The 25,752-nt window shown below is 70.9% G+C and carries 25 protein-coding genes and 1 pseudogene; 22 read left to right on the forward strand and 4 right to left on the reverse strand.

The window, feature by feature from the left end; all coding sequences use genetic code 11:
* Window positions 1-8 precede the first annotated feature (8 nt).
* Window positions 9-188: pseudogene (locus B5F23_RS09965) on the reverse strand (biotin transporter BioY); the annotation flags it as partial.
* Between the two features lie 121 nt (window positions 189-309).
* On the opposite strand from B5F23_RS09965, the gene B5F23_RS05970 reads away from it, so the two are divergent.
* From B5F23_RS05970 to B5F23_RS06005, 8 genes are all read left to right on the forward strand, one after another.
* Entirely contained in the window at window positions 310-885 is a 576-nt protein-coding gene (locus B5F23_RS05970; RefSeq protein ID WP_087352771.1) for a hypothetical protein, read from the forward strand.
* Between the two features lie 131 nt (window positions 886-1,016).
* Window positions 1,017-2,228 (forward strand): diaminopropionate ammonia-lyase, encoded by a 1,212-nt coding sequence (gene dpaL / locus B5F23_RS05975; protein WP_087352772.1) that lies wholly within the window; start codon window positions 1,017-1,019, stop codon window positions 2,226-2,228.
* A gap of 69 nt (window positions 2,229-2,297) precedes the next feature.
* The gene (locus B5F23_RS05980; RefSeq protein ID WP_206392290.1) at window positions 2,298-3,704 is read left to right on the forward strand and encodes a YgeY family selenium metabolism-linked hydrolase; all 1,407 of its coding nucleotides are present in this window, start codon (window positions 2,298-2,300) and stop codon (window positions 3,702-3,704) included.
* Window positions 3,705-3,785: 81 nt separating this feature from the next.
* Window positions 3,786-4,988: a knotted carbamoyltransferase YgeW gene (gene ygeW / locus B5F23_RS05985; protein WP_087352775.1), complete on the forward strand. Its 1,203-nt coding sequence runs from the start codon at window positions 3,786-3,788 to the stop codon at window positions 4,986-4,988.
* Window positions 4,989-5,130: 142 nt separating this feature from the next.
* Entirely contained in the window at window positions 5,131-6,072 is a 942-nt protein-coding gene (gene arcC, locus B5F23_RS05990; protein WP_087352776.1) for a carbamate kinase, read from the forward strand.
* Between the two features lie 30 nt (window positions 6,073-6,102).
* Complete coding sequence (locus tag B5F23_RS05995) at window positions 6,103-7,056, forward strand: NTP transferase domain-containing protein (RefSeq protein WP_087352778.1); 954 nt, start codon at window positions 6,103-6,105, stop codon at window positions 7,054-7,056.
* Window positions 7,053-8,423 (forward strand): dihydropyrimidinase, encoded by a 1,371-nt coding sequence (hydA, locus tag B5F23_RS06000; RefSeq protein WP_087352780.1) that lies wholly within the window; start codon window positions 7,053-7,055, stop codon window positions 8,421-8,423. Before B5F23_RS05995 ends, hydA begins: the two co-directional genes overlap by 4 nt.
* Before the next feature lie 47 nt (window positions 8,424-8,470).
* Window positions 8,471-8,857 (forward strand): Rid family detoxifying hydrolase, encoded by a 387-nt coding sequence (locus B5F23_RS06005; protein WP_087352782.1) that lies wholly within the window; start codon window positions 8,471-8,473, stop codon window positions 8,855-8,857.
* Window positions 8,858-9,241: 384 nt separating this feature from the next.
* Here the strand turns inward: B5F23_RS06005 and B5F23_RS06010 are convergent, their stop codons facing one another.
* Window positions 9,242-9,619, reverse strand: a complete 378-nt coding sequence (locus tag B5F23_RS06010) for a helix-turn-helix domain-containing protein (RefSeq protein ID WP_087352783.1) — start codon at window positions 9,617-9,619, stop codon at window positions 9,242-9,244.
* Window positions 9,620-9,784: 165 nt separating this feature from the next.
* On the opposite strand from B5F23_RS06010, the gene B5F23_RS06015 reads away from it, so the two are divergent.
* Window positions 9,785-10,165, forward strand: coding sequence for a hypothetical protein (locus B5F23_RS06015; protein ID WP_143786376.1), 381 nt, complete (start codon window positions 9,785-9,787; stop codon window positions 10,163-10,165).
* 102 nt (window positions 10,166-10,267) lie between these two features.
* Here the strand turns inward: B5F23_RS06015 and yqeC are convergent, their stop codons facing one another.
* Window positions 10,268-10,987, reverse strand: coding sequence for a selenium cofactor biosynthesis protein YqeC (gene yqeC / locus B5F23_RS06020; protein ID WP_087352787.1), 720 nt, complete (start codon window positions 10,985-10,987; stop codon window positions 10,268-10,270).
* Between the two features lie 123 nt (window positions 10,988-11,110).
* Here yqeC and B5F23_RS06025 point away from each other — a divergent pair, with 123 nt between their 5' ends.
* From B5F23_RS06025 to B5F23_RS06085, 13 genes are all read left to right on the forward strand, one after another.
* The gene (locus tag B5F23_RS06025) at window positions 11,111-12,277 is read left to right on the forward strand and encodes a double-cubane-cluster-containing anaerobic reductase (RefSeq protein WP_087352789.1); all 1,167 of its coding nucleotides are present in this window, start codon (window positions 11,111-11,113) and stop codon (window positions 12,275-12,277) included.
* Between the two features lie 11 nt (window positions 12,278-12,288).
* Entirely contained in the window at window positions 12,289-13,074 is a 786-nt protein-coding gene (locus tag B5F23_RS06030; RefSeq protein WP_241145810.1) for an acyl-CoA dehydratase activase, read from the forward strand.
* 88 nt (window positions 13,075-13,162) lie between these two features.
* On the forward strand, window positions 13,163-13,813 hold the full coding sequence (gene yedF, locus B5F23_RS06035) for a sulfurtransferase-like selenium metabolism protein YedF (RefSeq protein ID WP_206392292.1): 651 nt from the start codon (window positions 13,163-13,165) through the stop codon (window positions 13,811-13,813).
* A gap of 3 nt (window positions 13,814-13,816) precedes the next feature.
* Window positions 13,817-14,071 carry a DUF3343 domain-containing protein gene (locus B5F23_RS06040; RefSeq protein ID WP_087352793.1) on the forward strand — a complete coding sequence of 85 codons (255 nt, stop codon included), beginning with the start codon at window positions 13,817-13,819 and terminating at the stop codon, window positions 14,069-14,071.
* A 200-nt stretch (window positions 14,072-14,271) separates the two neighbouring features.
* Window positions 14,272-15,420: an aminotransferase class V-fold PLP-dependent enzyme gene (locus B5F23_RS06045; protein WP_087352795.1), complete on the forward strand. Its 1,149-nt coding sequence runs from the start codon at window positions 14,272-14,274 to the stop codon at window positions 15,418-15,420.
* Between the two features lie 393 nt (window positions 15,421-15,813).
* Window positions 15,814-17,739 carry a selenium-dependent molybdenum cofactor biosynthesis protein YqeB gene (gene yqeB, locus B5F23_RS06050; RefSeq protein ID WP_087352797.1) on the forward strand — a complete coding sequence of 642 codons (1,926 nt, stop codon included), beginning with the start codon at window positions 15,814-15,816 and terminating at the stop codon, window positions 17,737-17,739.
* Window positions 17,736-18,611 (forward strand): molybdate ABC transporter substrate-binding protein, encoded by an 876-nt coding sequence (gene modA / locus B5F23_RS06055; RefSeq protein WP_087352799.1) that lies wholly within the window; start codon window positions 17,736-17,738, stop codon window positions 18,609-18,611. The genes yqeB and modA overlap by 4 nt, the downstream gene beginning before the upstream one ends.
* Window positions 18,612-18,676: 65 nt before the next feature.
* Window positions 18,677-19,366: a molybdate ABC transporter permease subunit gene (gene modB / locus B5F23_RS06060; RefSeq protein WP_087352801.1), complete on the forward strand. Its 690-nt coding sequence runs from the start codon at window positions 18,677-18,679 to the stop codon at window positions 19,364-19,366.
* Window positions 19,363-20,454: a sulfate/molybdate ABC transporter ATP-binding protein gene (locus tag B5F23_RS06065; protein ID WP_087352802.1), complete on the forward strand. Its 1,092-nt coding sequence runs from the start codon at window positions 19,363-19,365 to the stop codon at window positions 20,452-20,454. Before modB ends, B5F23_RS06065 begins: the two co-directional genes overlap by 4 nt.
* Complete coding sequence (gene moaA / locus B5F23_RS06070) at window positions 20,447-21,394, forward strand: GTP 3',8-cyclase MoaA (RefSeq protein ID WP_087352804.1); 948 nt, start codon at window positions 20,447-20,449, stop codon at window positions 21,392-21,394. The genes B5F23_RS06065 and moaA overlap by 8 nt, the downstream gene beginning before the upstream one ends.
* Window position 21,395: 1 nt before the next feature.
* Window positions 21,396-22,328 (forward strand): cyclic pyranopterin monophosphate synthase MoaC, encoded by a 933-nt coding sequence (moaC, locus tag B5F23_RS10085; protein ID WP_446723482.1) that lies wholly within the window; start codon window positions 21,396-21,398, stop codon window positions 22,326-22,328.
* Window positions 22,325-23,377 carry a molybdopterin-binding protein gene (locus B5F23_RS06080; protein ID WP_087352806.1) on the forward strand — a complete coding sequence of 351 codons (1,053 nt, stop codon included), beginning with the start codon at window positions 22,325-22,327 and terminating at the stop codon, window positions 23,375-23,377. The genes moaC and B5F23_RS06080 overlap by 4 nt, the downstream gene beginning before the upstream one ends.
* 2 nt (window positions 23,378-23,379) lie before the next feature.
* Window positions 23,380-23,916, forward strand: coding sequence for a MogA/MoaB family molybdenum cofactor biosynthesis protein (locus B5F23_RS06085; RefSeq protein ID WP_241145811.1), 537 nt, complete (start codon window positions 23,380-23,382; stop codon window positions 23,914-23,916).
* Between the two features lie 709 nt (window positions 23,917-24,625).
* On the opposite strand, the gene selD is transcribed toward B5F23_RS06085, so the two are convergent.
* Window positions 24,626-25,666 carry a selenide, water dikinase SelD gene (selD, locus tag B5F23_RS06090; protein ID WP_087352885.1) on the reverse strand — a complete coding sequence of 347 codons (1,041 nt, stop codon included), beginning with the start codon at window positions 25,664-25,666 and terminating at the stop codon, window positions 24,626-24,628.
* Between the last annotated feature and the right edge of the window lie 86 nt (window positions 25,667-25,752).

Below are 25,752 nucleotides of genomic sequence, written 5' to 3' on the forward strand. Positions count from 1 at the left end.
ACCTCGCGCTACCGCTCCAGCGTCGCGCCCAGCGCACGGTTGACTCGCTCCGCTACGCCCACGCTCAGCGCCACCTTGATCGCGTCCGGCACCACGAACGGCACGACGGCAAAGCCCAGGAGGTAGCCCCCCGTGGGTCCCAGCAGCACGCCGACCCCGCCCTGAAGGCCGGAGAACACCGGAACGCCCGCCGCCGTCGCGTGTCGGTGGAGAGTCTCATGGTAGGCAGCGAGGACTTCTGGGCGTTCATCGAGGGCAACGTCGACCCATCCAGGATCGTCACCAAGGTCAACCGGTGGGGTGGCACGCATGAGGGTCGCTGAGCTCACCGACACCCGTCTCGTCGTCGAGCTGTCCGAGTGGGACCTCTGGGAGCTGGAGCGCTCGTTTGGCGTGTGCCTGCCGGGCGGCACGTGGCTCATCCCCGGACGCATGGCCGCATCCGACGGGTTCTGCGCGAGGGCGGACGAGATGCGGGTTAGAGGCGCGGACGGGGCCTTCACCGGCGACGGGCTCGATGACGCCGAGCGGCTCGTCGTCGCCGAGGCGGTCTGCTCCCTGTGGCCGTGGGTCTGCGACAGCTGCGACGTCCGCTTCGTCGGCGAGGACGGGGAGCTGTGGTGCCGGGGCGGCCACCACCTCAAGGTCGAGGTCCGCGCGCTGCGGTCGAGCGCGTGGTCTCCTCGGACGGCTCGGGGGCGCTGCGCAGGCTCGTGGTCCGCACGGCGGACGCGCGCGTCTCCCTGTCTGCGTCGCTGGAGGGGGTCGAGGCACTGGACGCCCTCCTCGCCGAGCGCGTCCGCCCGTCGTAGCCGCCGAGAAGAACGAACAGTCCGTGTGATGGTCGTGGAGTGGTTTTTCTCGGCCGTCCGTTCGCAGGCATAAACATGCCGTCTGCCGCCGCTTTAAAAAACCCCTTGAAACCCCCTTGAAATATGCCATGATATGGGCTAACAAACTTTTTGTCTGGTAATCAGACAAAAAGTCGGTAAGCCGCCACGGAGCGAGGAGGACGCGTGAGCGAGAAGATCAGGTGGGTCGCCAACAAGATGCCCAAGAGCGAGGACGCGCAGCTGGCGGTGATGGCGCTCGACAACGTGGCGAAGGCCCGGGCCTTCCACCGCGGCTTCCCGCAGTACTCCGTGACGCCGCTCGCCAAGCTCGACGGCATGGCCGAGCGCCTGGGCCTCGGCGGCCTCTTCGTCAAGGACGAGTCCTACCGCTTTGGCCTCAACGCCTTCAAGGTGCTCGGCGGCTCGTTCGCCATGGCGCGCTACATCGCGCAGGAGATGGGGCGCGACGTCTCCGAGATGACCTACGACTACCTCACCTCCGAGCAGTTCCGCGAGGACTTCGGCCAGGCGACCTTCTTCACCGCCACCGACGGCAACCACGGCCGCGGCGTGGCCTGGGCTGCCAACAAGCTGCACCAGAAGGCCGTCGTCCACATGCCGAAGGGCTCCACCAAGACCCGCTTCGACAACATCGCCAAGGAGGGCGCCGAGGTCACCATCGAGGAGGTCAACTACGACGACTGCGTGCGCATGGCCGCGGCCGAGGCCGCAGAGACCGAGCACGGCGTCGTGGTGCAGGACACCGCCTGGGACGGCTACGAGGAGATCCCGTCCTGGATCATGCAGGGCTACGGCACCATGGCCGCGGAGGCCGCCGATCAGCTGCGCGCCCTCGAGGTCAACCGCCCGACGCACGTCTTCGTCCAGGCCGGCGTGGGCTCGCTCGCGAGCGCCATGGTGGGCTTCTTCGCCAACCTGTTCCCCAGCTGCCCGCCCAAGTTCGTGATCATGGAGGCCGGTGCCGCCGACTGCCTCTACCAGGGCGCGCTTGCCGCCGACGGCGACCCGCGCATCGTGGGCGGCGACCTCCAGACCATCATGGCCGGCCTCGCGTGCGGCGAGCCCAACACCATCGGCTGGGACATCCTGCGCAACCACGCCGACGCCTTCGTCTCCTGCCCGGACTGGGTGGCCGCCAACGGCATGCGTCGCCTGGCCGCCCCGGTCAAGGGCGACCCGGCCGTCACCTCCGGAGAGTCCGGCGCCGTGGGCATGGGCGTCATCACCGCCATCATGACCGACCCGGACTACGCCGACCTGCGCGACGAGCTGGGCCTCGACAAGAACAGCCAGGTCCTGCTCTTCTCGACCGAGGGCGACACCGACCCGGAGCGCTACGCGCAGATCGTGTGGGACGGCGCCTGGAGCAGGTAGGCGGGGGACGACCGGGGCCCGGGGCCCCGTTGGGAACGTATCGGAAGCGTCAGAAAGGACGTAAGCAAAATGGCCAAGGAACTGGACTTCGATCAAATCAGGAAGGCAGCCGAGGGCTACGGCAAGGACATGACCGCGTTTCTGCGCGCCATGATCTCCCACCCGTCCGAGTCCTGCGAGGAGGGCGAGGTCGTGGCCTGCATCAAGGCCGAGATGGAGAAGCTCGGCTTTGACAAGGTGGAGGTCGACGGCCTGGGCAACGTCATCGGCTGGATGGGCGAGGGCGACAAAATCATCGCCATCGACTCGCACATCGACACCGTGGGCATCGGCAACCGCGACAACTGGGAGGCCGACCCCTACGAGGGCTACGAGACCGACGACGTCATCTACGGCCGCGGCGGCTCCGACCAGGAGGGCGGCATGGCCAGCGCCACCTACGCCGCCAAGATGATGAAGGACCTCGGCCTCATCCCGGAGGGCTACAAGATCATGGTCGTCGGCTCGGTCCAGGAGGAGGACTGCGACGGCATGTGCTGGCAGTACATCGTCAACAAGTACTTCGACGGCCCGGAGGACGCGCGCGAGAAGATCGAGTTCGTGATCTCCACCGAGCCCACCGACGGCGGCATCTACCGCGGCCACCGCGGCCGCATGGAGATCCGCGTGGACGTGCACGGCGTCTCCTGCCACGGCTCCGCGCCCGACCGCGGCGACAACGCCATCTACAAGATGGCCGACATCATCGCCGACGTCCGCGCCCTCAACAACAACGGCTGCGACGAGTCCACCGACATCAAGGGCCTCGTCAAGATGCTCGACCCCAAGTACAACCCCGAGCACTTCGAGGACGCCCGCTTCCTCGGCCGCGGCACCTGCACCGTCTCCCAGATCTTCTACACCTCGCCGTCCCGCTGCGCCGTGGCAGACTCCTGCGCGATCTCCATCGACCGCCGCATGACCGCCGGCGAGACCTGGGACTCCTGCCTCCAGGAGATCCGCGACCTGCCTGCCGTCAAGAAGTACGGCGACGACGTCAAGGTCTCCATGTACATGTACGACCGCCCGAGCTGGAAGGGCACCGTCTACGAGACCGAGGCCTACTTCCCCACGTGGATCAACGCCGAGAGCGCCGCTCACGTCCAGGCCCTCGTCGACGCGCACCACGCGCTCTTCGGTGACGAGCGCATCGGCTGCGAGGCCTCGATGGACAAGCGCACCGGCCGCCCGCTGACCGACAAGTGGACCTTCTCCACCAACTGCGTCTCCATCCAGGGCCGCTACGGCATCCCGTGCGTGGGCTTCGGCCCCGGCGCCGAGAGTCAGGCGCACGCCCCCAACGAGGTCACCTACAAGCAGGACCTCGTGACCTGCGCCGCGCTCTACACCGCCGCGCTCAACCTCTACGACCCGTCCAAGAAGACCGGCGACGTGACGGTCTTCCGCGCCGGCGCCACGGACAACGACATCCAGTAATACGGGGGACCGTCCCTCCGTATCGTCAAAGACGCAATGAGGCAAGGGGGGCGTCCCTTTGCCTCGGGAAAGGAAACCACAATGGCTAAGGACTTCTCCGCCCTTCTCGACGAGCTCTCCGGCTACGACTTCTCGGGCATGTACGACTCCGACTTCCTGCACACCTGGGACAAGACCACCGACGAGCTGCGCGCCCTCTACGCCACCGCCGCCGCCCTGCGCAACCTGCGCGAGCGCAACATCTCGCCGCGCATCTTCGACTCGGGCCTCGCGGTGTCGCTCTTCCGCGACAACTCCACCCGCACGCGCTTCTCGTTCTCCAAGGCCACGAACCTCCTGGGCCTCCAGCTCCAGGACCTCGACGAGGGCAAGAGCCAGATCGCGCACGGCGAGACCGTCCGCGAGACCGCCACGATGATCTCCTTCATGGCCGACGTCATCGGCATCCGCGACGACATGTACATCGGCAAGGGCGACGCCTACATGGCCGAGGTCGCCGAGTCCGTCGACGAGGCCTACAAGGACGGCGTGCTCGACCACCGTCCCACCCTCATCTCGCTGCAGTCCGACTCCGACCACCCGACGCAGTCCTCCGCCGACATGCTCTACCTCATCGAGGAGTTCGGCGGCCTGGAGAACCTGCGCGGCAAGAAGGTCGCCGTGACCTGGGCCTACTCGCCCAGCTACGGCAAGCCGCTGTCCTGCCCGCAGTCGCTCATCTCGCTGCTGCCGCGCTTTGGCATGGACGTGACGCTGGCTCACCCCGAGGGCTACGACCTCATGGGCGACCGCGTGGAGGCCGCGAAGGCCTACGCCGCCGAGTCCGGCTGCACCTTCAAGCAGGTCAACACCATGGCCGAGGCCTTCGAGGGCGCCGACATCGTCATCCCCAAGAGCTGGGCTCCCTACGCCGCCATGGAGAAGCGCACCAACCTCTACGCCGAGGGCGACGACGCCGGCATCAAGGCGCTCGAGAAGGAGCTGCTGGCCCAGAACGCCACGCACCAGGACTGGTGCTCCACGACCGACCTCATGGCGAAGACCGCCAACGGCCAGGACACCATCTACATGCACCCGCTGCCCGCCGACATCTCCGGCGTCTCCTGCGAGCACGGCGAGGTCATGGCCGACGTCTTTGACATGCACCGCGTGGGCATGTACAAGGAGGCCAGCTACAAGCCCTACGCCATCGCCGCGATGATCTTCCTGCAGAAGGTCAAGGACCCGGTGGCCACCCTGCGCGCCCTCGAGTCCGCCGCCAAGCCCCGCTGGAACCAGGCGTAGCCAACCGCTAGCAACCTGGGGGCCGCCGGGTCAGTCGCGCGCTCACTGCGCTGCGCGCAGAAGTCGCGCGCCGACTGCCCGGCGGCCCCGCCGTTAGAGGTTCTTCTCGCCAAGCCCTTATCCGCATAAGGAGCAATATAAAATGTCAAAGAGAATCGTCATCGCGCTGGGTGGCAACGCGCTCGGCAAGAACCTGCCCGAGCAGATGGAAGCGGTCAAGCACACCGCCCGCGCCATCGTGGATCTCATCGAGCAGGGCAACGAGGTCGTGGTGGCCCACGGCAACGGCCCGCAGGTGGGCATGATCCAGGAGGCTATGACCCAGCTCACGCGCTCCAACCCCGAGAAGTACATCCCGTGCCCGCTCTCCGTCTGCGTGGCCATGAGCCAGGGCTACATTGGCTACGACCTGCAGAACGCGCTGCGCGAGGAGATGCTCGACCGAGGCATCGAGAAGGGCGCGGCCACGGTGCTCACCCAGGTCGAGGTGGACCCGGACGACCCGGCCTTCGCCAACCCCACCAAGCCCATCGGCGCCTTCATGACGCGCGAGGAGGCCGACCGCATGATCGCCGAGCGCGGCTACGACGTGGTGGAGGACGCGGGGCGCGGATTCCGCCGCGTGGTGGCCTCGCCCAAGCCGGCCGGCATCGTGGAGCTCGACACCATCCGCTCGCTCGTGGAGACCAACCACGTGGTCATCGCCTGCGGTGGCGGCGGCATCCCGGTCTTCCCGACCGAGGGACACCACCTCAAGGGCGCCGCGGCCGTCATCGACAAGGACTTCGCCGCGGCCAAGCTCGCCGAGCAGCTCGACGCCGACTTCCTCGTGATCCTCACGGCGGTCGAGAAGGTCGCGGTCAACTTTGGCAAGCCCGACCAGCAGTGGCTCGACGATCTCACGCCCGAGACGGCCGAGCGCTACATCGCCGAGGGCCAGTTCGCGCCCGGCTCGATGCTGCCCAAGGTCCAGGCCGCGCTCGCCTTCGCGCAGTCCGGCCCCGGCCGCAGCTCGCTCATCACGCTGCTCGAGCGCGCGAGCGACGGAATCGCGGGCAAGACGGGTACCATCGTACGCGGATAGAACGGCGAGAAGGACGGTGAGGCTCGCGGGATGAGACCCGACCTCAGGGCATATCTTCTGGACGACGGCGGGCACCGGGTGTTTGGGCCCGGCCCCGTCGAGCTCCTCGAGCGCGTGGGGGAGCTGGGGAGCCTGCGCGCGGCGGCAATCGAGATGGGCATGGCCTACACCAAGGCCACGCGCATCGTTCGCGACGCCGAGCGCGCCTTCGGCTTTCCCCTGACGGAGCGGACCGTGGGCGGCTCGGGCGGGGGAGGGTCGAGCCTCACCCCCGCCGCCCGCGACCTCATCGTGCGCTACCGTGCCTTCGAGCGCTCGAGCGAGCAGGCGCTCGTCTCGGCGTACGCCACGTGCTTCTCGGGCTTCGAGGGCGTCGCCCGCCTGGGCTGCGTGGTCATGGCGGCAGGCGCGGGCGAGCGCTTCGGCGGCGCCCCGGGCGAGAAGCTCACGGCGCCGCTCGCCGGGGTCCCGGTGCTCGAGCGCACGCTGCGCGCCCTGCCCGACGACCTTCTCGACGTCGTGGTGGTGAGCGCCCACCCGGCTGTGGCGGAGCTCTGCTCCCGACTGGGCGTGAGGTGTGTGGAGCCCGACGGCCCGCTCAAGGGGCAGACCATGAGCGCCGGCCTCGCCGCGCTGGGAGGGCGCGCGGGCTGCCTCTTCGTGACGGGCGACCAGCCGCTGCTCACGCAGGGGAGCGTGCGCAGGCTCGTCGAGGCCCTCGCGCGCGAGCCGCGCTCGATCGTGCGCCTGGCGTGGCGTGGTCGCCCCGGCGCGCCGGTGCTCTGGCCGCACGACCTCCTCGGCGCCCTCGCGCACATCGAGGGGGACGCCGGCGGGACGGCGCTTCTCGCCGGGCATGCCGAGCTCTCGTCGCGCGTGCGCCTCGTGGAGGCCGCCGACGAGTGGGAGCTCGCGGACGTGGACACGGCAGAGGACCTCGAGCGCCTGGAGGCCGCCCTGCTCGGGAGAGAGGAGACGGCATGAGGATTCTTGCTGGCGGAACGCTCGTCACGCCGGAGGGCCTGCGCCGCGGCGACGTGGCCCTGGAGGGCGAGAAGATCGCGGCGATCAGCGCGCGCCTTGAGCCGGCCGCCGGCGACGAGGTCGAGGACGTCACCGGGTGCTGGGTCTTCCCCGGCTTCATCGACGCGCACACGCACCTGCAGTGCTGGACCGGCATGGACTGGACGGCCGACAGCTTCGAGACGGGCACGTGCGCGGCCGCCTGCGGCGGGACCACCACGATCGTGGACTACGCCACGGCCGACCGCGGCGTGCGCATGGAGGAGGCCCTGGCCGAGTGGCACCGCCGCGCCGAGAGCGGGGCGGGCTGCACCGCCAACTACGGCTTCCACATGGCCATCGCCGAGTGGGGCGAGGACGGCCCGGAGCAGATGCGCGCCATGCGCGAGGCGGGCGTCTCGAGCTTCAAGACGTACCTGGCCTACGACCACCTGCGCCTCACGGACGCCGAGACCCTGCGCGTGCTGGAGTGCTGCCGCGACCTCGACGCCGTGCTCTGCGTGCACTGCGAGAACGGCGACGTGGTGAACGAGCTGCAGCGTCGCGTGCTCGCCGAGGGCGTCACGGGCCCGGAGGGGCATCCCCTCTCCCGGCCGGCCGAGGCCGAGGCGGACGCCGTGAGCAGGCTGCTGTACCTGGCCCAGATCGCGGGGGCGCGCGTGAACGTGGTGCACCTCTCCACCGAGCTGGGGCTTCTCGCCGTGCGGGCGGCCCGGGCGCGCGGCCAGCGCGGCATCTACGTGGAGACCTGCCCGCAGTACCTCACGCTGGACGAGACGCGCTATCTGGAGGGCGGTGCGGACGGCTTCGCGGGCGCCAAGTACGTGATGAGCCCGCCTCTGCGCGCGGCCTCCGACGTGCGCGCGCTGCGCGGGGCGGTGCTGGCCGGCGAGGTGGACTCCATCGCCACGGACCACTGCTCGTTCAACCTCGCGGGGCAGAAGGACCGCGGGCGCGGTGACTTCACCAAGATCCCCAACGGCGGCCCGGGCATCGAGCACCGCCCGGCCGTGATGGCCACGACCTTCGAGGGCCAGCTCGGCCCGCGCGAGCTGTGCCGCCTCATGAGCGAGGGGCCGGCGCGCGTCTTTGGCATGTGGCCGCGCAAGGGCCGCCTGGCCGTGGGCGCCGACGCGGACGTCTGCGTGTGGGACCCCTCCGCGCGCTGGGTGATCTCTGCGGCCACGCAGCACCAGGCCGTGGACTACACGCCGTGGGAGGGCTTCGAGGCGCACGGCCGCGCGCACCTGGTGTACGTGGGCGGCGAGCTCGTGGTGCGCGACGGCGAGCCCACCGGATGCGCGCCCGGCCGCTACGTGGCAAGATGATGCGAGGGGACAGTCCCTTCGCATCCTTCGAGACTAAGGAGAAGAACATGGCAATCGAGGCAATCGTCACCGACAAGGCTCCCGCCGCGCTCGGTCCCTACTCCGCCGCCGTTTCGGCGCCCGCGACCCGCGCGATCCACGTGTCCGGCCAGCTGCCGATCGACCCGGCCACCGGCGAGTTCGCGGGCGAGGACATCGCCGCGCAGACCCGCCAGAGCCTCACCAACATCAAGAACATCCTCGAGGCCGCCGGCGCGAGCATGGCCGACGTGGCCGAGGTCACGGTCCTTCTCGACGACATCGCGGACTTCGGCGCGATGAACGAGGTCTACGGCGAGTTCTTCACGGCGCCGTACCCCTCGCGCGCGGCGTTCGAGGTCGCGGCGCTGCCGAAGGCGGCCAAGGTCGAGATCAAGGCAGTGGCCTACCTGTAGGCTGAGCCTCACCGGTGATGGAGCGCCGGGCGATTTCCACGCGGAAGTGCTCTTCGAGAAACTCCCGCTTAGGAAATCGCCCGGCGCTCGCCGTTTCGGGCCCGCAGATGCCGAGAGGGGCGGGGTGGGGTGTTGATCGCGTCAGCTGCCCGCACTTGTCGCTAAAGCCTCACGTGGGAGCCTGCACTTGTTGCCCGCACTTGAGGAGTGCGGGCTTGGAGGCGGGCAGATGGGGCACTCGATGGGGTTTGTCGGGTGGGGGACCGCACTTGTTGTGTTAAGAGGCGCAAAATGCCCGCACTCCTCAAGTGCGGGTGAGAAGTGCGGGTGAGAAGTGCAGGCGAGAAGTGCGGGGTGGGCTTGCACCTCGTCGGATCTTCTCGCCTAGGCCTTCACCTCGCGCAGGAGGTCGGCGGGGTCGACGCCGTAGAGGCGGGCGACCTTCACGAGGTTGGTGGTGCTGGGCTCAGACGCGCCGGACTCCCACTTGGAGACGGCCTGGCGGCTCACGCCGATCTTCTCGGCGACGAACTCCTGCGTCATCTTGCAGCGCTCTCGGTGGGAGCGCAGCACCTCGGAAAGCGAGCGGCGCACCGCCACCGACTCCGGGTCCTTGCGCGGGCGGTCCTGTCGGACGAACCAGCGGATGGCGAGGACACACACCGTGACGAAGAGGACCCAGGGGATAATGCGCGCCAAGAGCGCCGGCAGCACAAAGACGATGAGCTCAAAGGGGCCCAGTCCGATTAGTCGACCTTCCATCTCCGCTCCTCTCCCCGCAACGTTGAGTCAAATGTAGCGCTGCGGTCCGGTTGCGGACAGCACCTATCGCGCAACGTGCGGTTGCGCTTCGGTTGCGGCTCGTCGCGCGCACGCGGCGTCGCTTCCAAACGCGCGGCCTACCGCTCCGCCGGCGACGTGCGTGGCGTGGGCGACGGGGAGTTTGCGGTCCTTCTCGGCAGGCCGGTGCCTTCCGGTGAGCCCGCGGGTCCGATCGACGAGCACGACAGCGTGTCCACGCTCGGGCGGGCCAGAAGCCGGCTCGCCCGCCTGGCGTGCCGCGTGGTGGGCTCGCTCGTGAGACGCGCCGTGCGGCGCAACCAGTCGGACCTCAACCTGCTCTTCGTCCACAACATCCCGTTTCGCGCCATCGCCAAGATGTCGGGCGGCCGCGTGAGCGCGGAGATGGTCGGCGGCATCGTGGACGCCTGCAACGGGCACCTGCTGCGCGGCGCCCGGAAGCTCGTGGGTGGCTACGTGCGCGACGCCCGCGAGAACCGCGCCTGGGAGCGACGCCTGACGGGGTAGGGCCGTGCATGCGCGATCTTGGCCGCGTTCGAAATCGCGTCAACAGTGATGTCAGAGTCATTTTTGCGGCAGTGTCGCAAAAAAATCGAGCCCCTCATGGAGTTACGTGCAGCGGTGGGGTCTTGAGCGCGTGAGCCCTCTCCCGCAAAGCTCCACGAGCCGACCGGCGCGCAGGCTTCCCGCAGTCACTGGGACGTCAAGCCTCCGCGCGAGCTCGCGTGCGCGGGCGAGAAGCTCGTCGGTGTCCGCCTGGTTCACCAGCACGCGCGTGGCCAGGCCCTCGGCGGCTATCACGCGCGCCACGAGCTCGGGCGTCGCGGCGTCGTCCGGCGCGCACCCGGCGAGCTCGCAGAACCGCTCGGGGCGGTGCGCCACCTCGCGCACGGGCCGGCCAAGGCCGCTCGCTCCGACCACGAGGATCGTCTGCGCGGACCCCGCCGGCACCACCGGCTCCCACGGCGCGTGCGCCTTGAGCGGCAGGGCGCGCGAGCCGTCCGCCTCCACGAGCACGTAGTCCGCGAGCTGCGCCAGCGCCGCCGGGGGCAGCGCGGGCGCCGCGAGCTTGCCGGCGTCGCGGTCCTTCTCGCCGGCCGGCGAGCCGACGCAGACGACGCGCTCTCGCTCGAGCGTCGCCGCAACGGAGTCCGCGTCGCTCCCGTCGAGCGTCGTCACGCCCGCAAACGGCCGCACGTGCGTCGTGGTGGTGAGCGCCACCGTGCCCGGCAGCTCGCGGGCCAGCGCCGCCAGCAGCGACGTCTTCCCGCCGCTGCCTATCACCGACGTCACGCCGCGGCCTACGCGCAGCAGCCCGGCAAGTCCCATGGCGCACCTCCTCGAAGAAATCCTACCGCTCGGGAGCATTGGAGTTTCAAAACTACAACGACAGATTACTCTTTGTTTGGTTGCCAAACTCGTTGGATGGACCACGGACCGACAGGAGGACCCATGACCGCCGCCACCGCCCCCATCGAGCTCCCGCGCACCTTCGAGGAGTTCAACGAGCAGCGACGCCAGAGCTTCCTCAAGGTCAAGGACTTCAAGCAGGCCGGGGGCAGGCTCGTGGGCTACCTCTGCAGCTACACGCCGCTCGAGGTGATCGACGCGGCCGGCGCCTCCGCGGTCGGGCTTTGCGGCACCTCCGACGAGGTCATCCCCGCGGCCGAGGAGGTCCTGCCGGCCAACCTCTGCCCGCTCGTCAAGTCGACCTACGGGTTCGCGTACTCGCAGAAGTGCCCGTTCACGCACTTCTCCGACCTCATCGTGGGCGAGACCACCTGCGACGGCAAGAAGAAGATGTACGAGCTGCTGGACGAGCTCAAGCCCACGCACATCCTGCACCTGCCGCAGGGCCGCTCCCGCGAGCACGAGCGCGAGGGCTGGTACCAGGAGGTCGTCGCCCTCAAGGAGGCCCTCGAGCGCACCTACGGCATCCGGATAGCCGACGACGACCTGCGTGAGGCCGCCCGCCTGCGCAACCGCCTGCGCCGCGCGACGCTCGCCCTCTTCGAGCTGCAGCGCTCCGATCCGCCCGCCATGAGCGGCGTAGAGCTCATGAGCACGATGTTCGCGGGTACCTTCAACTTTGACGTGCGCGCCTACGTGGAGAGCCTCGAGCGCCTCTGCGAGCAGCGCAGCGCGCAGGCGGCCGCGGGGGAGTCTGCCGTCAGTCCCGCGGCAAAGCGCATTCTGATCACGGGGTGCCCGGTGGGCGGCGTCATCGGGAAGGTCGGGGCCACCATAGAGCGCAACGGCGGCGTGGTGGTGTGCGAGGACGACTGCGGCGGCGAGCGCACCAACCGCTTCATGGTGGACGAGGACGCGCCGGACATCCTGCGCGCGATCGCCGAGCGCTACCTCAAGATCAACTGCTCGGTCATGACGCCCAACGAGGACCGCTTTGTCGCCACGCGCGAGATGATCGAGAAGTATCGCGTGGACGGCGTCATCGAGTGCGTGCTCACGGCGTGCCACACCTTCAACGTGGAGGCCGCGCGCATGGAGCGCGCCGTGGAGGCCGCCGGCGTGCCGTACATGAAGGTCGAGACCGACTACTCCTCCGGCGACCTCGGCCAGCTCGAGACGCGCATCGCCGCCTTCATCGAGACGCTCTAGGGGAGGGGGACGTGTCGTCCGGACGTCTGGGCATGGGCGTGGACATCGGGTCCACGGCCACGAAGGTCGCGGTGGTCGACGCCGACGGCGGCCTCGTGCGCACCGAGCTCATGCCCACCGGCTTCTCGAGCGTGGACGCCGCGGAGCGCGCCCGCGCCGTCCTCGAGGCGTGCAAAAGTGACAGGCACCTTTGCACGCCTGACGTGCGCGTGGTCGCCACCGGCTACGGGCGCGTCGCGGTGCCCTACGCGGACAAGGTGGTGACCGAGATCACCTGCCACGGCCGCGGCGCCGCGCGCCTGTTTGGACCCGAGGGCACCGTGATCGACGTGGGCGGTCAGGACACCAAGGTCATCCGCCTGCGCGCGGGGCGCGTGGCCAAGTTCGCCATGAACGACAAGTGCGCGGCGGGCACGGGGCGCTTCCTCGAGATCATGGCGGACCGCCTGGGCGTCTCGCAGGGGGAGCTCTCCGCGCTCGCCCGCGCCGGCGAGCCGACGAGGATCTCCAGCATGTGCACCGTCTTCGCGGAGAGCGAGGTCATCGGCCTTGTGGGCCGCGGAGAGCCGCGGGAGAACATCGCCAGCGGCGTGGTGGAGAGCGTCGTGGCGCGCGTGGCGACGCTGGCGGCCTCGTCGGGCGCCGCGGCGCCGTACTACCTGACGGGCGGGCTCTGCGACAATGGCTACGTGGTGGAGCGTCTGGCCGCGCTTCTCGGCGCCCCGGTGACGACCTGCCCCGAGGCGCGCTACGCCGGTGCGCTCGGGGCCGCGCTGACGGCGCTTGACATGGGTTAGCGAGCGGCCGCGCGGGGAGGTCCTTCTCGCCGCGCGGGTCTGTGGGACGAGATGACGGTGGCCCCGCGGGGCCTGACGGGAGGCAGACATGGCAGAGACGGTGCTGACGATCGACGCGCGCGGCGACGCGTGCCCCATCCCGGTGGTGAAGACGCTCAAGGCGCTCGGCGCGCTTGCGGGCCCGGGCGCGGTGGAGACGCTCGTGGACAACGAGGTGGCCGTGCAGAACCTCACGCGCATGGGGGAGGGACGCGGCTGCGAGGTCGTGGTCGAGCAGCTCGGCCAGAAGGAGTGGCGCGTCACCGTGCGGGCCTCCGAGGCCGTCGTGGTGGGCTCCGGCGAGGCCGAGTCCGTGACCTGCGACGTGCCGGCGGGCGCTGACGGGGCCGCCGCGGCCGCCCCGCGCAACGTGGTGGTGGCCATCACGGCCGAGACCATGGGCACGGGCGACGACGAGCTGGGCCGCAAGCTCATGAAGGGCTTTGTCTTCGCGCTCACGCAGCTCGACGAGCTGCCGTCCTGCGTGCTGCTCTACAACGGCGGCGCGCACCTGAGCTGCGAGGGGTCGGACGCCCTCGATGACCTGCGCGGCCTTGCCGAGTCGGGCGTGGAGGTCCTGACCTGCGGGACGTGCCTCGACCACTACGGGCTCACCGACCGCCTTGCCGTGGGCGAGGTCACCAACATGTACGTGATCGCGCAGCACCTGTGCGGCGCGAGCCACGTGGTGAGGCCGTAGGGCGTGGCGCGCGTGCGGGTGCCGTCGCTCGTGGTGAGCTTCCCCACCACCGCGGCGGCGATGGCGTGCGAGGAGTGCTGCGCCCGCCGCGGCCTGCCGGGCCGGATGATCCCCGTGCCGGGGGAGATCTCGGCCGGCTGCGGCCTGGCGTGGAAGGCGGCGCCGGAGCTGCGCGACGAGCTTGCCGCCGCGCTCGCGGTCGACGGCGTGCCCGTCGAGGACATGGCCGTGGTGGGGCTGCTCGAGTTCGTGCGGTAGGGCGGCGGGGTCGCAGGGCCGCGGCGTGCGGCCCGAGTTTGTAGGCGCGAGACGACACTTTGCGGGGCAGAAGTGTCGTTTGGCTCCTACAGTCTGAGTTTGTAGGCACGAAACGACGTTTTTCTCGCCAAGAATGTCGTTTGGCTCCTACCGTTTGCTGTCCGTCAAGAAACTGCCCGGCGAGAAGGACGTGAGGCCCGATGATCTACCTGGACAACGCCGCGACTACGCTGCGCAAGCCGCGGCAGGTGGTGGACGCCGTGTGCGCGGCGCTGGGCGCGCTCGGAAACGCCGGGCGCGGCGCCGGTGCGGGCGCGCTCGACGCCGGGCGCGTGGTCTGGGGCTGCCGCGAGGCGGTCGCGCGCCTTCTGGGGTGCCTGCGCGCGGACCACGTGTGCTTCTCGGCAAACTCGACCGCGGCGCTCAACGCGGCGATATCCGGGCTGGTGGGGCCGGGGGAGCGCGTGGTCACCACGGTGCTCGAGCACAACTCGGTGCTGCGGCCGCTCGCGCGCCTGGCCGACGAGCGCGGCGTGACGGTGGAGCACGCCGGCTGCGATGCCCATGGGTTTCTCGACATGGCCGAGCTGGAGCGCCTGGTGGTCCCGGGCACGCGCGCCGTGGTGGTGACGCACGCCTCCAACGTGACGGGCAACCTGGTCGACGTGGCGCGGGTGGCGCGGATCGCGCACGCCGTGGGGGCGCTGTGCGTGGTGGACGCCTCGCAGTCGGCGGGCGCGGTGCCCATTGACATGGCGGCCATGGGCCTCGACGTGGTCTGTTTCACCGGGCACAAGGCGCTCATGGGCCCGCAGGGCACCGGCGGCATGGCGGTGGCCGAGGGCGTCGACGTGCGGCCGTGGGCCGAGGGCGGCACGGGGGTGCGCTCATTCGACCGGCGCCAGCCGGACGGCTGGCCCACGCGCCTCGAGGCGGGGACGGCCAACGCGCACGGCCTCGCGGGGCTCGCGGCGGGCGTGGCCTTCATCGAGGAACAGGGCGGCGCCGCCGTGGTGGGAGCGCGCGAGCACGAGCTGGCCTGGAGGCTCTACCGGGGCGTCTGCGGCGCCCCGGGCGTGAGGGTCTACGGCGGCTGGGACGTGGCGCCCGAGCGCTGCGGCTCCGTGGTGGCGCTTAACGTCGGGGCGCTGGACTCCGCCGAGGTCGCCGACGCGCTGGAGGCCGGGTGGGGCGTCGCGTGCCGCGCCGGCGCCCACTGCGCGCCGCTCATGCACCGTGCGCTCGGGACCGAGCGCCAGGGGATCGTGCGGCTCAGCACCTCGTGGTTCTCCACCGAGGACGAGGTCGACGCCGCTGCCGCCGCGGTTCGCGAGATCGCCGCGGGGTAGGGCCGCCCCTTCCCGCGCCTCTTCTCGCCGGCGCGTCGCGTGGCTCCGCCCTTCTCCCTCCCGCCTGCCTTCCCGCTTTCGCATCGTGTACACAGTTGCATCATTGATGCAAAGGCCGACACGCCGCCTACCTGCGGAAACGTTTCTGCGATGTGCGGAGCGGCGGCTGAGGGGGTGTACACGATCGCGAGAAGGGGCAAGGAGAGACGAGAAGGGGCGAGAAGAGGCGGGGCGTGGCGGGACGGCGTGCCGCCCGGGGGCGCTACGGCGCCGCTCGCAGCGCGGTGGCGCAGTGCCAAACTTATTGTGAGGTATACTTACAACTTGGAATTGGGCGGGCGACGTCCACCGTTAGACTTATGAAAATATAACGCCTACGAGGGAGTTCGTTAGATGCTGGTAGTGATCAGGGGTGCGGGGGACATCGCCACGGGCGTGGCGCTGCGCCTGCACCGCGCGGGGATGCGGGTCGTGATGTGCGACCTGCCCACCCCCACCTCCATCCGGCGCACCGTGTGCTTCTCCGAGGCCATCCGCCTGGGGGAGACGCGGGTCGAGGGCGTGCGCGGGGTGCTCTGCGCGGATGCCGCAACCGCGCGTGCCGTCGCGCGGGCGGGCGACGTGGCGGTGCTCGCGGACCCGGACGCGTCCTGCGTGGCAGAGCTCGCCCCGGACGCGCTCGTGGACGCGATCCTCGCCAAGCGAAACCTCGGCACGCGCCGCGGCATGGCGCCCGTCGTGGTGGGCGTGGGGCCCGGCTTCACCGCGCCCGTGGACTGCGACGCTGCGGTCGAGACGATGCGCGGCCACTACCTGGGCCGCGTCTACTACCAGGGGTCGCCGCTGCCCAACACGGCAGTGCCCGGCCTCATCGGCGGCTACGCGGGCGAGCGCGTGATGCGTGCGCCGGCCGACGGCGTCTTCGAGCCCTGCGTGGAGATCGGCGCCACGGTGCGCGCCGGGGACGTCTGCGCGCGCGTGGCCGGCGAGCCCATGTGCGCGACGATCGACGGCGTGGTGCGCGGCCTGCTCCAGGCCGGCGTGCGCGTGACGGCGGGCATGAAGTCCGGCGACGTGGACCCGCGCTGCCACCCGGAGTACATCGAGACCTCCTCCGACAAGGCGCTCGCCGTGGGCGGCGGCGTCCTCGAGGCGATACTTGCCCTCTCGGGCGGTGCCGCGGGCGACCGGGGCGAGAAGAACGACGCCCCCGCGCTCGGCGACACCTTCTCCGACCAGGGCTTCGTTTCCGCCCTGCGAGACGAGCTCGCCGCGGGGCGCCGCGTGGCGCTGGCCAGCCTGCTCGCCACACGCGGCTCGATGCCGCGCCACGAGGGCGCGCGGCTGGCCGTGCTGGAGGACGGCCGCGTGCTCGGCACCGTGGGCGGCGGCAACGTGGAGCGCGTGGCCGAGTCCCGCGCCCGGGCACTTCTCGCCGGCGAGAAGAACGTGCAGCTTCCGGACGCTTCCGCGGCCCAAACCGACCGAAACCCGCACGCACCCGGAACCGCGCAGCTTCCGGACGCTTCCGCGGCCCAAACCGACCGAAACCCGCACGCACCCGCGCTCGAGTGGCTCACCCGCGACGCCAACGACATGGCCTGCGGCGGGGACGCGCTTCTCGCCGTGCGCGCGCTCACGCCCGACGACCTCCCGACCCTCGAGGCGCTTCTTGGCGCGCTGGGGTCCCGCGGAGCCGCCACGCTCGAGGAGCTGTGGGCGGACCCGTCCGCGCCCGAGCTCCGCGTGGCGACCGACGCCCGCCTTGCGCCCCGCGCGAGCTGGGACGAGGCGTCCGCCACCTACCGCGAGCCGGTCCTGGCGAGCGCGACCTGCCACGTCTTTGGCGCGGGCCACGTGGGCTCGGCGCTCGTGCCGCTGGCGGCGTCCATCGGCTACGAGGTGGCCGTCTACGACGACCGCCCGGAGGCCGCAGATCCCGCGCGCCTCCCGTCGGCGACGTCGGTGAGCTGCGGCTCGTTTGCCGACCTCGCCGCCGAGGCCAGGATCGGCGCGCATGACGCCGTGGTGGTGCTCACCCATGGCCACGCCGCCGACGAGACCGTTCTTCTCGCCGTGCTCGCGCGCGAGGCTCAGCCCGCCTACGTGGGCTGCATCGGGAGCCGCCGCAAGGCCGCGCTCGCCCGCGCCCGACTCGAGGCGGCCGGGATCCCCGCCGAGCGCGTTGCGTCCGTGCACCTGCCCATCGGCGAGGACATCCTCGCCGTCACGCCACAGGAGATAGCCGTCTCGATCGCGGCCCAGCTCATACGCTGCCGCGCCGGGCGGAGGACGCAAGGGGAAGGGACTCGCTCATGAGCATGGACAGAAGGAGCTTCGTCGCTCTGATGGCCGGCACGACCGCCGCCGCCGCGCTCGCCGGCTGCGACTCCGGCTCGCCCTCGGGCGACGGCATGGACGCCCCCGCGGCCGACGCCACCTCCGGCGAGAAGACCCAGGTCGTCGTCTTTGCCGCCGCCTCCATGACCGAGAGCCTCACCAAGGCCGGCGACCTCTTCACGTCCGGGAGCCCCGAGTACGAGCTCTCGTTCAACTTCGACTCCTCGGGCACGCTCAAGACCCAGATCCAGGAGGGCGCGGACTGTGACGTGTTCATCTCGGCGGGCCAGCTCCAGATGGACCAGCTCGACGCCGAGGACGAGACCGGCAGCAACACCGAGGGCCTCGACCTCATCGACTCGGCCACGCGCTTCGACATCCTCGAGAACGAGGTCGTGCTCGTGGTGCCCGAGGGCAACCCCAAGGGCGTGGAGAGCTTCGACCAGCTCGCCGAGCTGCTCGCCGCCGGCGACGTCTTCATGGCGATGGGCAACTCCGACGTGCCGGTGGGCCAGTACACCCAGAAGATCCTCGCCTACTACGGCCTCTCCGAGGAGGAGCTCGCCGCCGCGGGCACGCTCACGTACGGCTCCAACGTCAAGGAGGTCACCTCGCAGGTCTCCGAGGGCGCGGTGGACTGCGGCGTGGTCTACAAGACCGACGCCTTCTCGGCCGGCCTCACCGTGGTCGACTCCGCCACGGCCGAGATGTGCGGCCAGGTGGTCTACCCGGCCGCCGTGACCAAGAACGCCCCCAACCCGGACGCGGCGCAGGCCTTCCTCGACTACCTCAAGGGCGACGAGGCCTCGGCGTGCTTCGAGGAGGTAGGCTTTACCCCGCTCGCCAACTAGGGCAGTGGCCGGGGGCGGTCGGTGGCCGCCCCCCGATCGCCCCGCCCCACGGAGAAGGACCGCGCATGGACTGGTACCCGCTCGTAAACTCGCTGCGCATCGCCGCCATCTCGACGGTGATCGTCTTCTTCCTGGGCGTCTGGCTCGCGAACCTCGTGGTCCGCGCGCCGCGCCTGGTGAAGGGCGTGCTCGACGTGATCCTCACGCTGCCGCTCGTGCTGCCGCCCACCGTGGTCGGCTACCTGCTGCTCATCCTGCTGGGCCCGCGCCGGCCGCTCGGCATGCTCGCCGCCGAGTTCCTGGACCTGCGGCTCACGATGACCTGGTACGCCGCGATCTTCGCCACGGTGGTGGTGAGCTTCCCGCTCATGTACCGCACTGCGCGCGGCGCCTTCGAGGCCTTCGACGAGACGCTCGCCGACGCCGGGCGCACCCTCGGCCACTCCGAGCGCTGGGTCTTCTGGCGCGTCAAGATGCCCTGCTGCCTGCAGGGCATCGTGGCGGGCGCGGTCCTCGCGTTCGCGCGCGCCCTGGGCGAGTACGGCGCCACGTCCATGATCTGCGGCTACACGCCCGGCTCCACCGCCACGGTCTCCACGACGGTCTACCAGCTCTGGCGCACCGGCGACGACGCGGGTGCCTTCGCGTGGGTCATGGTGAACCTCGCCATCTCCGCCGTGGTCCTTCTCGCCATGAACTGGTTCGAGGCCCGCGGGCGCGCGAGCTCCGCGGCGGCGCGGGGGGCGGCGCGATGAGCCTTACGGTCGACGTCCGCAAGCGCCTCGGCGACTTCACCCTCGACGTGTCGTTCGAGGTCGAGGACGCGCGCGAGACCTGCGCCCTTCTCGGCCCGTCGGGCTGTGGCAAGTCGCTCACGCTCAAGTGCGTGGCGGGCGTGCTCACCCCGGACGAGGGGCGCATCGTGCTGGGCGACCGCGTGCTCTTTGACTCGGAGGCGCGCGTGAACCTGCCGCCGCAGCGCCGGCGCGTGGGCTACCTCTTCCAGCAGTACGCGCTGTTCCCCACCATGACGGTCGAGCAGAACATCGCGGCCGGCGCGGTGGGCGTGGACCGGCGCGAGCGCGCCCGGCGCGTGGCCGAGCAGGTGCGGGCGTTTCGCCTCGGGGGGCTCGAGCGCCTGCGCCCGGCGCAGCTCTCCGGCGGGCAGCAGCAGCGCGTGGCCCTGGCGCGCATCATGGCGGGTGAGCCGGAGCTCATCATGCTCGACGAGCCCTTCTCGGCGCTCGACGGGCACCTGCGCTGGGAGCTCGAGATGGAGCTCACGGACACCCTGCGGAGCTTCCCGGGCGGCGCGCTGTACGTGAGCCACAACCGCGACGAGGTCTACCGCATGTGCGACACCGTCTGCGTGATCGACCGCGGCCGCTCGGAGGAGAAGCTCACCGTGGCGCAGCTCTTCTCCACGCCTGCGACGCTGGCGGCGGCGCTCATCTCCGGGTGCAAGAACGTCTCGGCCGCGCGCGTGGCGGGCGAGAAGGACGCTCTGACGCTGCTCGCGTGCGCGGACTGGGGCGTGACCCTGGCGAGCTCGCTGCCGCTGCCCGAGGGCGTCAGCCACGCCGGCCTGCGCGCCCACTACCTGCGGGTCTATCGGCTGGGGGAGGTGCCTTCGGGCGCGGTGAACGTCGTGCGGTGCACGGTGGACCGCGTGATCGACTCCACGTTCTCCACCATCGCGATGCTCGCCACGCCCGGCGGCGCGCGCCTGCGCTACGAGTGCGAGAAGGACGCGTGGGCGGCGCTCGCCGGCGAGCGCGAGCTTGCGGTGGTGGCCGACCCCGGAATCGTGATGCCGCTTGCCGGGGGTGGCGCGGATGCGTGACGGGGAGGGGCGGCTCGTAGAGTACCTGCGGCTCTCCGTGACGGACCGCTGCAACTGCCGCTGCACGTACTGCATGCCGGCCGGCGGCGTGCCGATGCTCTCGCACGCGGACGTGTGCAGCTTCGAGGAGCTCGTCGAGATCACGGCCGCGCTCGCCGAGCTCGGCGTGCGCAAGGTGCGCCTCACCGGCGGCGAGCCGCTCGTCCGCCGCGGCGTCGTGGGTCTGGTGGAGATGCTGCGCGCGGTGGGCGGCGTGGAGGAGGTCGACCTCACGACGAACGCCACGCTGCTCGCGCCGCTCGCCGCGCCCCTGCGCGCGGCGGGGCTCGACCGCGTCAACGTGAGCCTCGACACGCTCGACGCGGCGCGCTACGAGGCCGTCACGCGCGGTGGCCGACTCGCCGACGCGCTCGCCGGGATCGAGGCCGCGCGCGCCGCGGGCTTCTCGCCCATCAAGATAAACTGCGTGCTCATGGGCGGCGTGAACGACGACGAGGTCCCGCGCCTTGCCGCGCTCGCGCGCGAGGCGCACACGGAGGTGCGCTTCATCGAGCTCATGCCCATCGGGGAGGCGGCGTGCTGGCCCCGCGGGCGCTTCGTGGACGCCTCGGCGGTGCTCGACGCAGTGCCCGAGCTGCGCCCGTGCGGCACGGACGGCGTGGCCGAGCTCTTCTCGGCGCCCGGGTGGGCGGGGCGCGTGGGGCTCATCCGGCCGATGAGCCACCGGTTCTGCAGCCGCTGCACGCGCGTGCGGGTGACGGCGGACGGCCGGCTCAAGCCGTGCCTGCACACGGCCGACGAGGTCGCGCTGCGCGGGCTTCACGGCGAGGCCCTGCGCGAGGCGATTCTCGCCGGAATCGCGCTCAAGCCGGCGCATCATGGTATGGACGGGGCCCACGCGAGCGAGTCGGCGCGGGCCATGAACGAGATTGGGGGCTAGCGTGGAGGGCTCGATCAAGGCCGACGACCTCACGCACGTCAACGAGCAGGGCCGCGCGCGCATGGTGGACGTCTCCGCCAAGCCGGCGACCGACCGCGTCGCGCGCGCCGCCGGCTTCGTGCGGATGGCGCCCTCCACGGTGGGGCTCGTGCGCACCGGAGGGGCCAAGAAGGGCGACGTGCTCGCGGTGGCGCAGGTGGCGGGCATCATGGCCGCCAAGCGCTGCTGGGAGCTGGTGCCGATGTGCCATCCCGTGCAGCTCACGGGTGTCGACGTGCGCTTCTCGGTGGGGGAGGGCGGCGTGGGCATCGAGGCCACGTGCCGCTGTCACGGCGAGACGGGCGTGGAGATGGAGGCCCTCACGGCGGTCTCCGCGGCGGCGCTCACGGTCTACGACATGCTTAAGGCGCACCAGCGCGACATGGTGATCGAGGACGTGCGCCTGGTCGAGAAGCGCGGCGGCGCGAGCGGCGACTACGCGGCCGGCGCCGCGCGGGGTGCGGCCACGGTCGAGGCGGTGTGCGTGAGCGAGGAGAAGGGCACGCGCAAGCGCCCGGTCGACGCCATCGAGCTCGTGGTGGGCGAGGGCGTTTCCGGCGACGCGCACGCCGGCAACTGGCACCGCCAGGTGAGCCTGCTTCCGGCTGAGGCCGTTGACGAGCTGCGCGACCGCCTGCCCGACCTCGCGCCCGGCGACTTTGCCGAGAACATCCTCACCCGCGGGGTCGACCTCAAGGCGCTGCCGGTGGGCACGGTGCTGAGGGCCGGCGCGGCCGAGCTCGTGGTGACCCAGATCGGCAAGGAGTGCCACACCGCCTGCGAGATCCGCAGGCTCACGGGCAGGTGCGCGATGCCCACCGAGGGCATCTTCTGCGTGGTCACGCGCGGCGGCACCGTGCGTGCCGGGGACAGTCTGGAGGTGGTCGCACGATGAGGCTCGTTCGCACCGAGGACGCGGTGGGGCACGTCCTCTGCCACGACATGACGCAGATCCTGACCGGGGACTCTCCGGACGCCCCGCGCTTCAAGGGGCCGCGCTTCAGGAAGGGCCACGTGGTGACGGCTGAGGACGTCCCGGTGCTGCTCTCCATGGGCAAGGTGAACCTCTACGTCTGGGAGCTCGAGGACGGCATGGTCCACGAGGACGACGCGGCCCGTCGCATGGCGGCGCTCGTGGCCGGCCCCGGCACCGAGGCGACCGGAGCGCCCTCGGAGGGCAAGATCAACGTGCGCGCCGCCGTGGACGGCGTGCTGCTCGTGGACTCCGAGCGCCTGCGCGCCGTGAACTCGGTCGAGCAGGTGATGGTGGCCACGCGTCGCGGCGGCTTTGCCGTGCGCGCCGGCGACCTCGTGGCGGGCACCCGCGTGATTCCGCTGGTCATAGCCGAGGAGCAGCTCGCGCGGGCCGAGGCCGCCGCGGGCGAGGAGCCGCTGCTGTCCGTGGCGCCCTTCTCGCTGCGCACGGCCGCCGTGGTGGCCACGGGCTCCGAGGTGGCCTCCGGGCTCATCGAGGACCGCTTCACGCCGGTCATGGTGGACAAGCTCGCGGCGTACGGCATCGAGGTCGTGAGCCGCTCCACGCCGGGCGACGAGCGCGACGCCGTGGTCGCCGCCATCGACGAGACGCGCGCCGCGGGCGTGGACCTCGTGCTGTGCACGGGCGGCATGAGCGTGGACCCGGACGACAACACGCCCGGCGCCATCCGTGCCGCCGGCGCGCGCGTGGTGGCCTACGGGGCGCCGGTCCTGCCGGGTGCGATGCTGCTCGTGGGCTACTTCGACGAGCCGGGCGGACGGTCGGTCCCGGTGCTCGGCGTGCCGGGCTGCGCGATGTACAACAAGGCCACGGTGCTCGACCTCATCCTGCCGCGCCTGGCGGCCGGCGTGGAGGTCACCCGCTCCGACCTGGTGGCGCTGGGCGAGGGCGGGCTGTGCCTGGGATGCACCGAGTGCACCTACCCGCACTGCCCCTTCGGGAGGTAGCCGTGGGCGAGAAGAACCCCGCGTCCGCAGGCGAGAAGAACCCCGCCTCTGCGGCCCGCACCGCGGCCGTCGTCACCGTGAGCGACCGCGCCGCCGCCGGCGTCTACGAGGACGCGACGGGCCCGGCGGTGAGCGCGCTTCTCGCCGAGCGGGGCTATGAGGTGGTGCGCGCGCTCGTGGTGTCCGACGAGCGTGCCGAGATCGAGTCCGCCCTCGTCCACGCCGCCGAGCGCGACGTGGCGCTCGTGGTGACCTGCGGCGGCACGGGCCTCTCGCCGCGCGACGTGACGCCCGAGGCCACCGCCGCGGTCTGCGAGCGCATGGTGCCCGGGATCGGGGAGGCCATGCGCGCCGCGTCGATGCAGGTGACGAGCCGCGCCTGCCTCTCGCGCGCGACGGCCGGCATCCGCGGGCGCACCCTCATCGTGAACCTTCCGGGCAGCCCGCAGGCGGCCACGGAGAACCTCGAGGCCGTCATCGACCCCATCGGCCACGGCCTCGACACGCTGCGAGGCGGCCCCATGAGCTGCGCCCGGTAAATTCGCTGAGGACCGCCGTCCCGCTGGTGGTTACCCCGTGCTCCCTGCACATGCGGGGAGGGACCCGGACGCTTCTTCGGATCACCCGGCTACGCCGCGCAGCTCAGCTCCTCGCGGCTCTGCCCGATGGTCTTCCGTCCCGGTGGCTTCTTGGGCTTCCCGCCGCGGCACCGCTCGGCGTACCAGCCAGCGCCGCCGCGAACTCCTCCGCCCAGTTGTCGGTCATGTAGGCCGAGCCCTCGATGCCTCCGGGACGCCCATGCCTCTGTGGTGGAACTCTCGGAGGATCCCCTCGCGCCCCCTTGGGTGCATCGGACTTCCTCTGGGACCAGACTTGGCCCAAGATTTTGTCTAAGGTCACGGGATGATTCCTAAAGTGTCCACGTTAGAGAACAGTTGTTTTCGGTGCTCCCCGCGCATGAGGAGATGATCCCAGCATCGTGCCTGTGAAGACGCGCGGTGATTCCCCGGACATCTCGCATCGTAGGTTTGACGTCCACCCTGCGGTGCAGGGTGCCCGAGGCACGGAGCCCAAGCGAAGATCGAGTTTTGCTCATGCAAATCTCGTCTGTCATTTTGGCCATAACTTGCATAATCGCAGCTAGAGAGCTTACTGCGCAACAAAGGTCGCAAGTGAAACCCGAGATATGCACGAGCAAAACGAGAAGTCGGCAGCCGGGTCCGCCCAGGCAGCTCGCGTCTGCCCAACCTACCCAACCACCACGGACTTCTCGCCGCGCGGGACGGCGCGGCCGATGACGGCCGCGGGCAGGCCCTCGTCGACAAGCGCGTCCACGAGCCGCTCCGCGTCCTTCTCGCCGAGCGCAAGAAGCAGGCCGCCGGAGGTCTGCGGGTCAAAGAGCACGTCGGCCAGGTCGAGCGGCAACTCCTCCGCCATCGCCACGCGCGGGGCGAAGAAGTCCCGGTTGCGGTACGCGCCCGCGGGGATGAGCCCGAGCGCTGCCATCTCGCGCGCCCGCGCCATCACGGGCACCGCCGCGGCGTCGACCTCCAGCGTGACGCCGCTTGCCTCGGCCATCTCGCAGGAGTGCCCCATGAGCGAGAAGCCCGTGACGTCGGTGGCCGCGTGCGGCCAGACGCCGAGCTCGCGGGCCAGCCGCAGGGGCGCCTCGTTGAGGGTGGTCATCGAGTCCGTTGCCACCCTGAGCCCGGCTGCGTCGAGCAGCTCCGCCTTCGCCGCCGTGGTGAGGACGCCCGTCCCGAGCGCCTTGGTGAGCACGAGCGCGTCGCCGACCTGCGCCCCGCCGTTGGCGAGCAGCTGCCGCAGCTCCACGAAGCCCGTCACCGCGAGGCCGTACTTGGGCTCGTGGTCGTTGATGGAGTGTCCGCCCGCCACCACGCAGCCCGCGCGGGAGCACACCTCGGCGCCGCCGGCCAGGATCTGGCCCGCCGCCTCGATGCCCAGGCAGTTGGGGAAGCACAGGAGGTTGAGCGCCAGCGCGGGCGAGCCGCCCATAGCGTAGACGTCGGAGAGTGCGTTGGTGGCCGCGACCTGGCCAAACAGGAACGGGTCGTCGACCATCGGCGGGAAGAAGTCCGTGGTTGAGATGAGGCCGCGGCCGTCGCCGAGGTCCCACACGCAGGCGTCGTCCGAGGCGTCGAAGCCCACGAGGAGCTTCTCGCTGGGCACGCGCGGCAGGTCCGCGAGCACGCCGGCCAGCTCGCCCGGCGCGATCTTGGCCGCGCACCCGGCCGCCTCCACGAGCTCCGTGAGCCGCACGCCTGTCATGTCCATGTCCGCCCCTCTCCGTGGCGCATCAATAAAGCGTGTGAACCGGAGTGTGTCCCCAATTCACAGATAAAGGCCCCAGGCGC

It is taken from the genome of Olsenella sp. An188 (assembly GCF_002160255.1).
GTDB classification, from domain to species: Bacteria; Actinomycetota; Coriobacteriia; order Coriobacteriales; family Atopobiaceae; genus Thermophilibacter; species Thermophilibacter avistercoris.

Bases quoted from the DNA above. Each gene is read 5' to 3' on its own strand.
- hydA (WP_087352780.1), top strand. From the start codon at position 7,053: ATGAGGATTCTTGCTGGCGGAACGCTCGTCACGCCGGAGGGCCTGCGC.
- yqeC (WP_087352787.1), bottom strand. From the start codon at position 10,987: ATGGGACTTGCCGGGCTGCTGCGCGTAGGCCGCGGCGTGACGTCGGTG.
- B5F23_RS05970 (WP_087352771.1), top strand. From the start codon at position 310: ATGAGGGTCGCTGAGCTCACCGACACCCGTCTCGTCGTCGAGCTGTCC.
- B5F23_RS05980 (WP_206392290.1), top strand. From the start codon at position 2,298: ATGGCCAAGGAACTGGACTTCGATCAAATCAGGAAGGCAGCCGAGGGC.
- moaA (WP_087352804.1), top strand. From the start codon at position 20,447: ATGCGTGACGGGGAGGGGCGGCTCGTAGAGTACCTGCGGCTCTCCGTG.
- yqeB (WP_087352797.1), top strand. From the start codon at position 15,814: ATGCTGGTAGTGATCAGGGGTGCGGGGGACATCGCCACGGGCGTGGCG.
- B5F23_RS06065 (WP_087352802.1), top strand. From the start codon at position 19,363: ATGAGCCTTACGGTCGACGTCCGCAAGCGCCTCGGCGACTTCACCCTC.
- selD (WP_087352885.1), bottom strand. From the start codon at position 25,666: ATGACAGGCGTGCGGCTCACGGAGCTCGTGGAGGCGGCCGGGTGCGCG.
- B5F23_RS06010 (WP_087352783.1), bottom strand. From the start codon at position 9,619: ATGGAAGGTCGACTAATCGGACTGGGCCCCTTTGAGCTCATCGTCTTT.
- modB (WP_087352801.1), top strand. From the start codon at position 18,677: ATGGACTGGTACCCGCTCGTAAACTCGCTGCGCATCGCCGCCATCTCG.
- modA (WP_087352799.1), top strand. From the start codon at position 17,736: ATGAGCATGGACAGAAGGAGCTTCGTCGCTCTGATGGCCGGCACGACC.
- arcC (WP_087352776.1), top strand. From the start codon at position 5,131: ATGTCAAAGAGAATCGTCATCGCGCTGGGTGGCAACGCGCTCGGCAAG.
- B5F23_RS06025 (WP_087352789.1), top strand. From the start codon at position 11,111: ATGACCGCCGCCACCGCCCCCATCGAGCTCCCGCGCACCTTCGAGGAG.
- yedF (WP_206392292.1), top strand. From the start codon at position 13,163: ATGGCAGAGACGGTGCTGACGATCGACGCGCGCGGCGACGCGTGCCCC.
- B5F23_RS06005 (WP_087352782.1), top strand. From the start codon at position 8,471: ATGGCAATCGAGGCAATCGTCACCGACAAGGCTCCCGCCGCGCTCGGT.
- ygeW (WP_087352775.1), top strand. From the start codon at position 3,786: ATGGCTAAGGACTTCTCCGCCCTTCTCGACGAGCTCTCCGGCTACGAC.
- B5F23_RS06080 (WP_087352806.1), top strand. From the start codon at position 22,325: ATGAGGCTCGTTCGCACCGAGGACGCGGTGGGGCACGTCCTCTGCCAC.
- B5F23_RS05995 (WP_087352778.1), top strand. From the start codon at position 6,103: ATGAGACCCGACCTCAGGGCATATCTTCTGGACGACGGCGGGCACCGG.
- B5F23_RS06045 (WP_087352795.1), top strand. From the start codon at position 14,272: ATGATCTACCTGGACAACGCCGCGACTACGCTGCGCAAGCCGCGGCAG.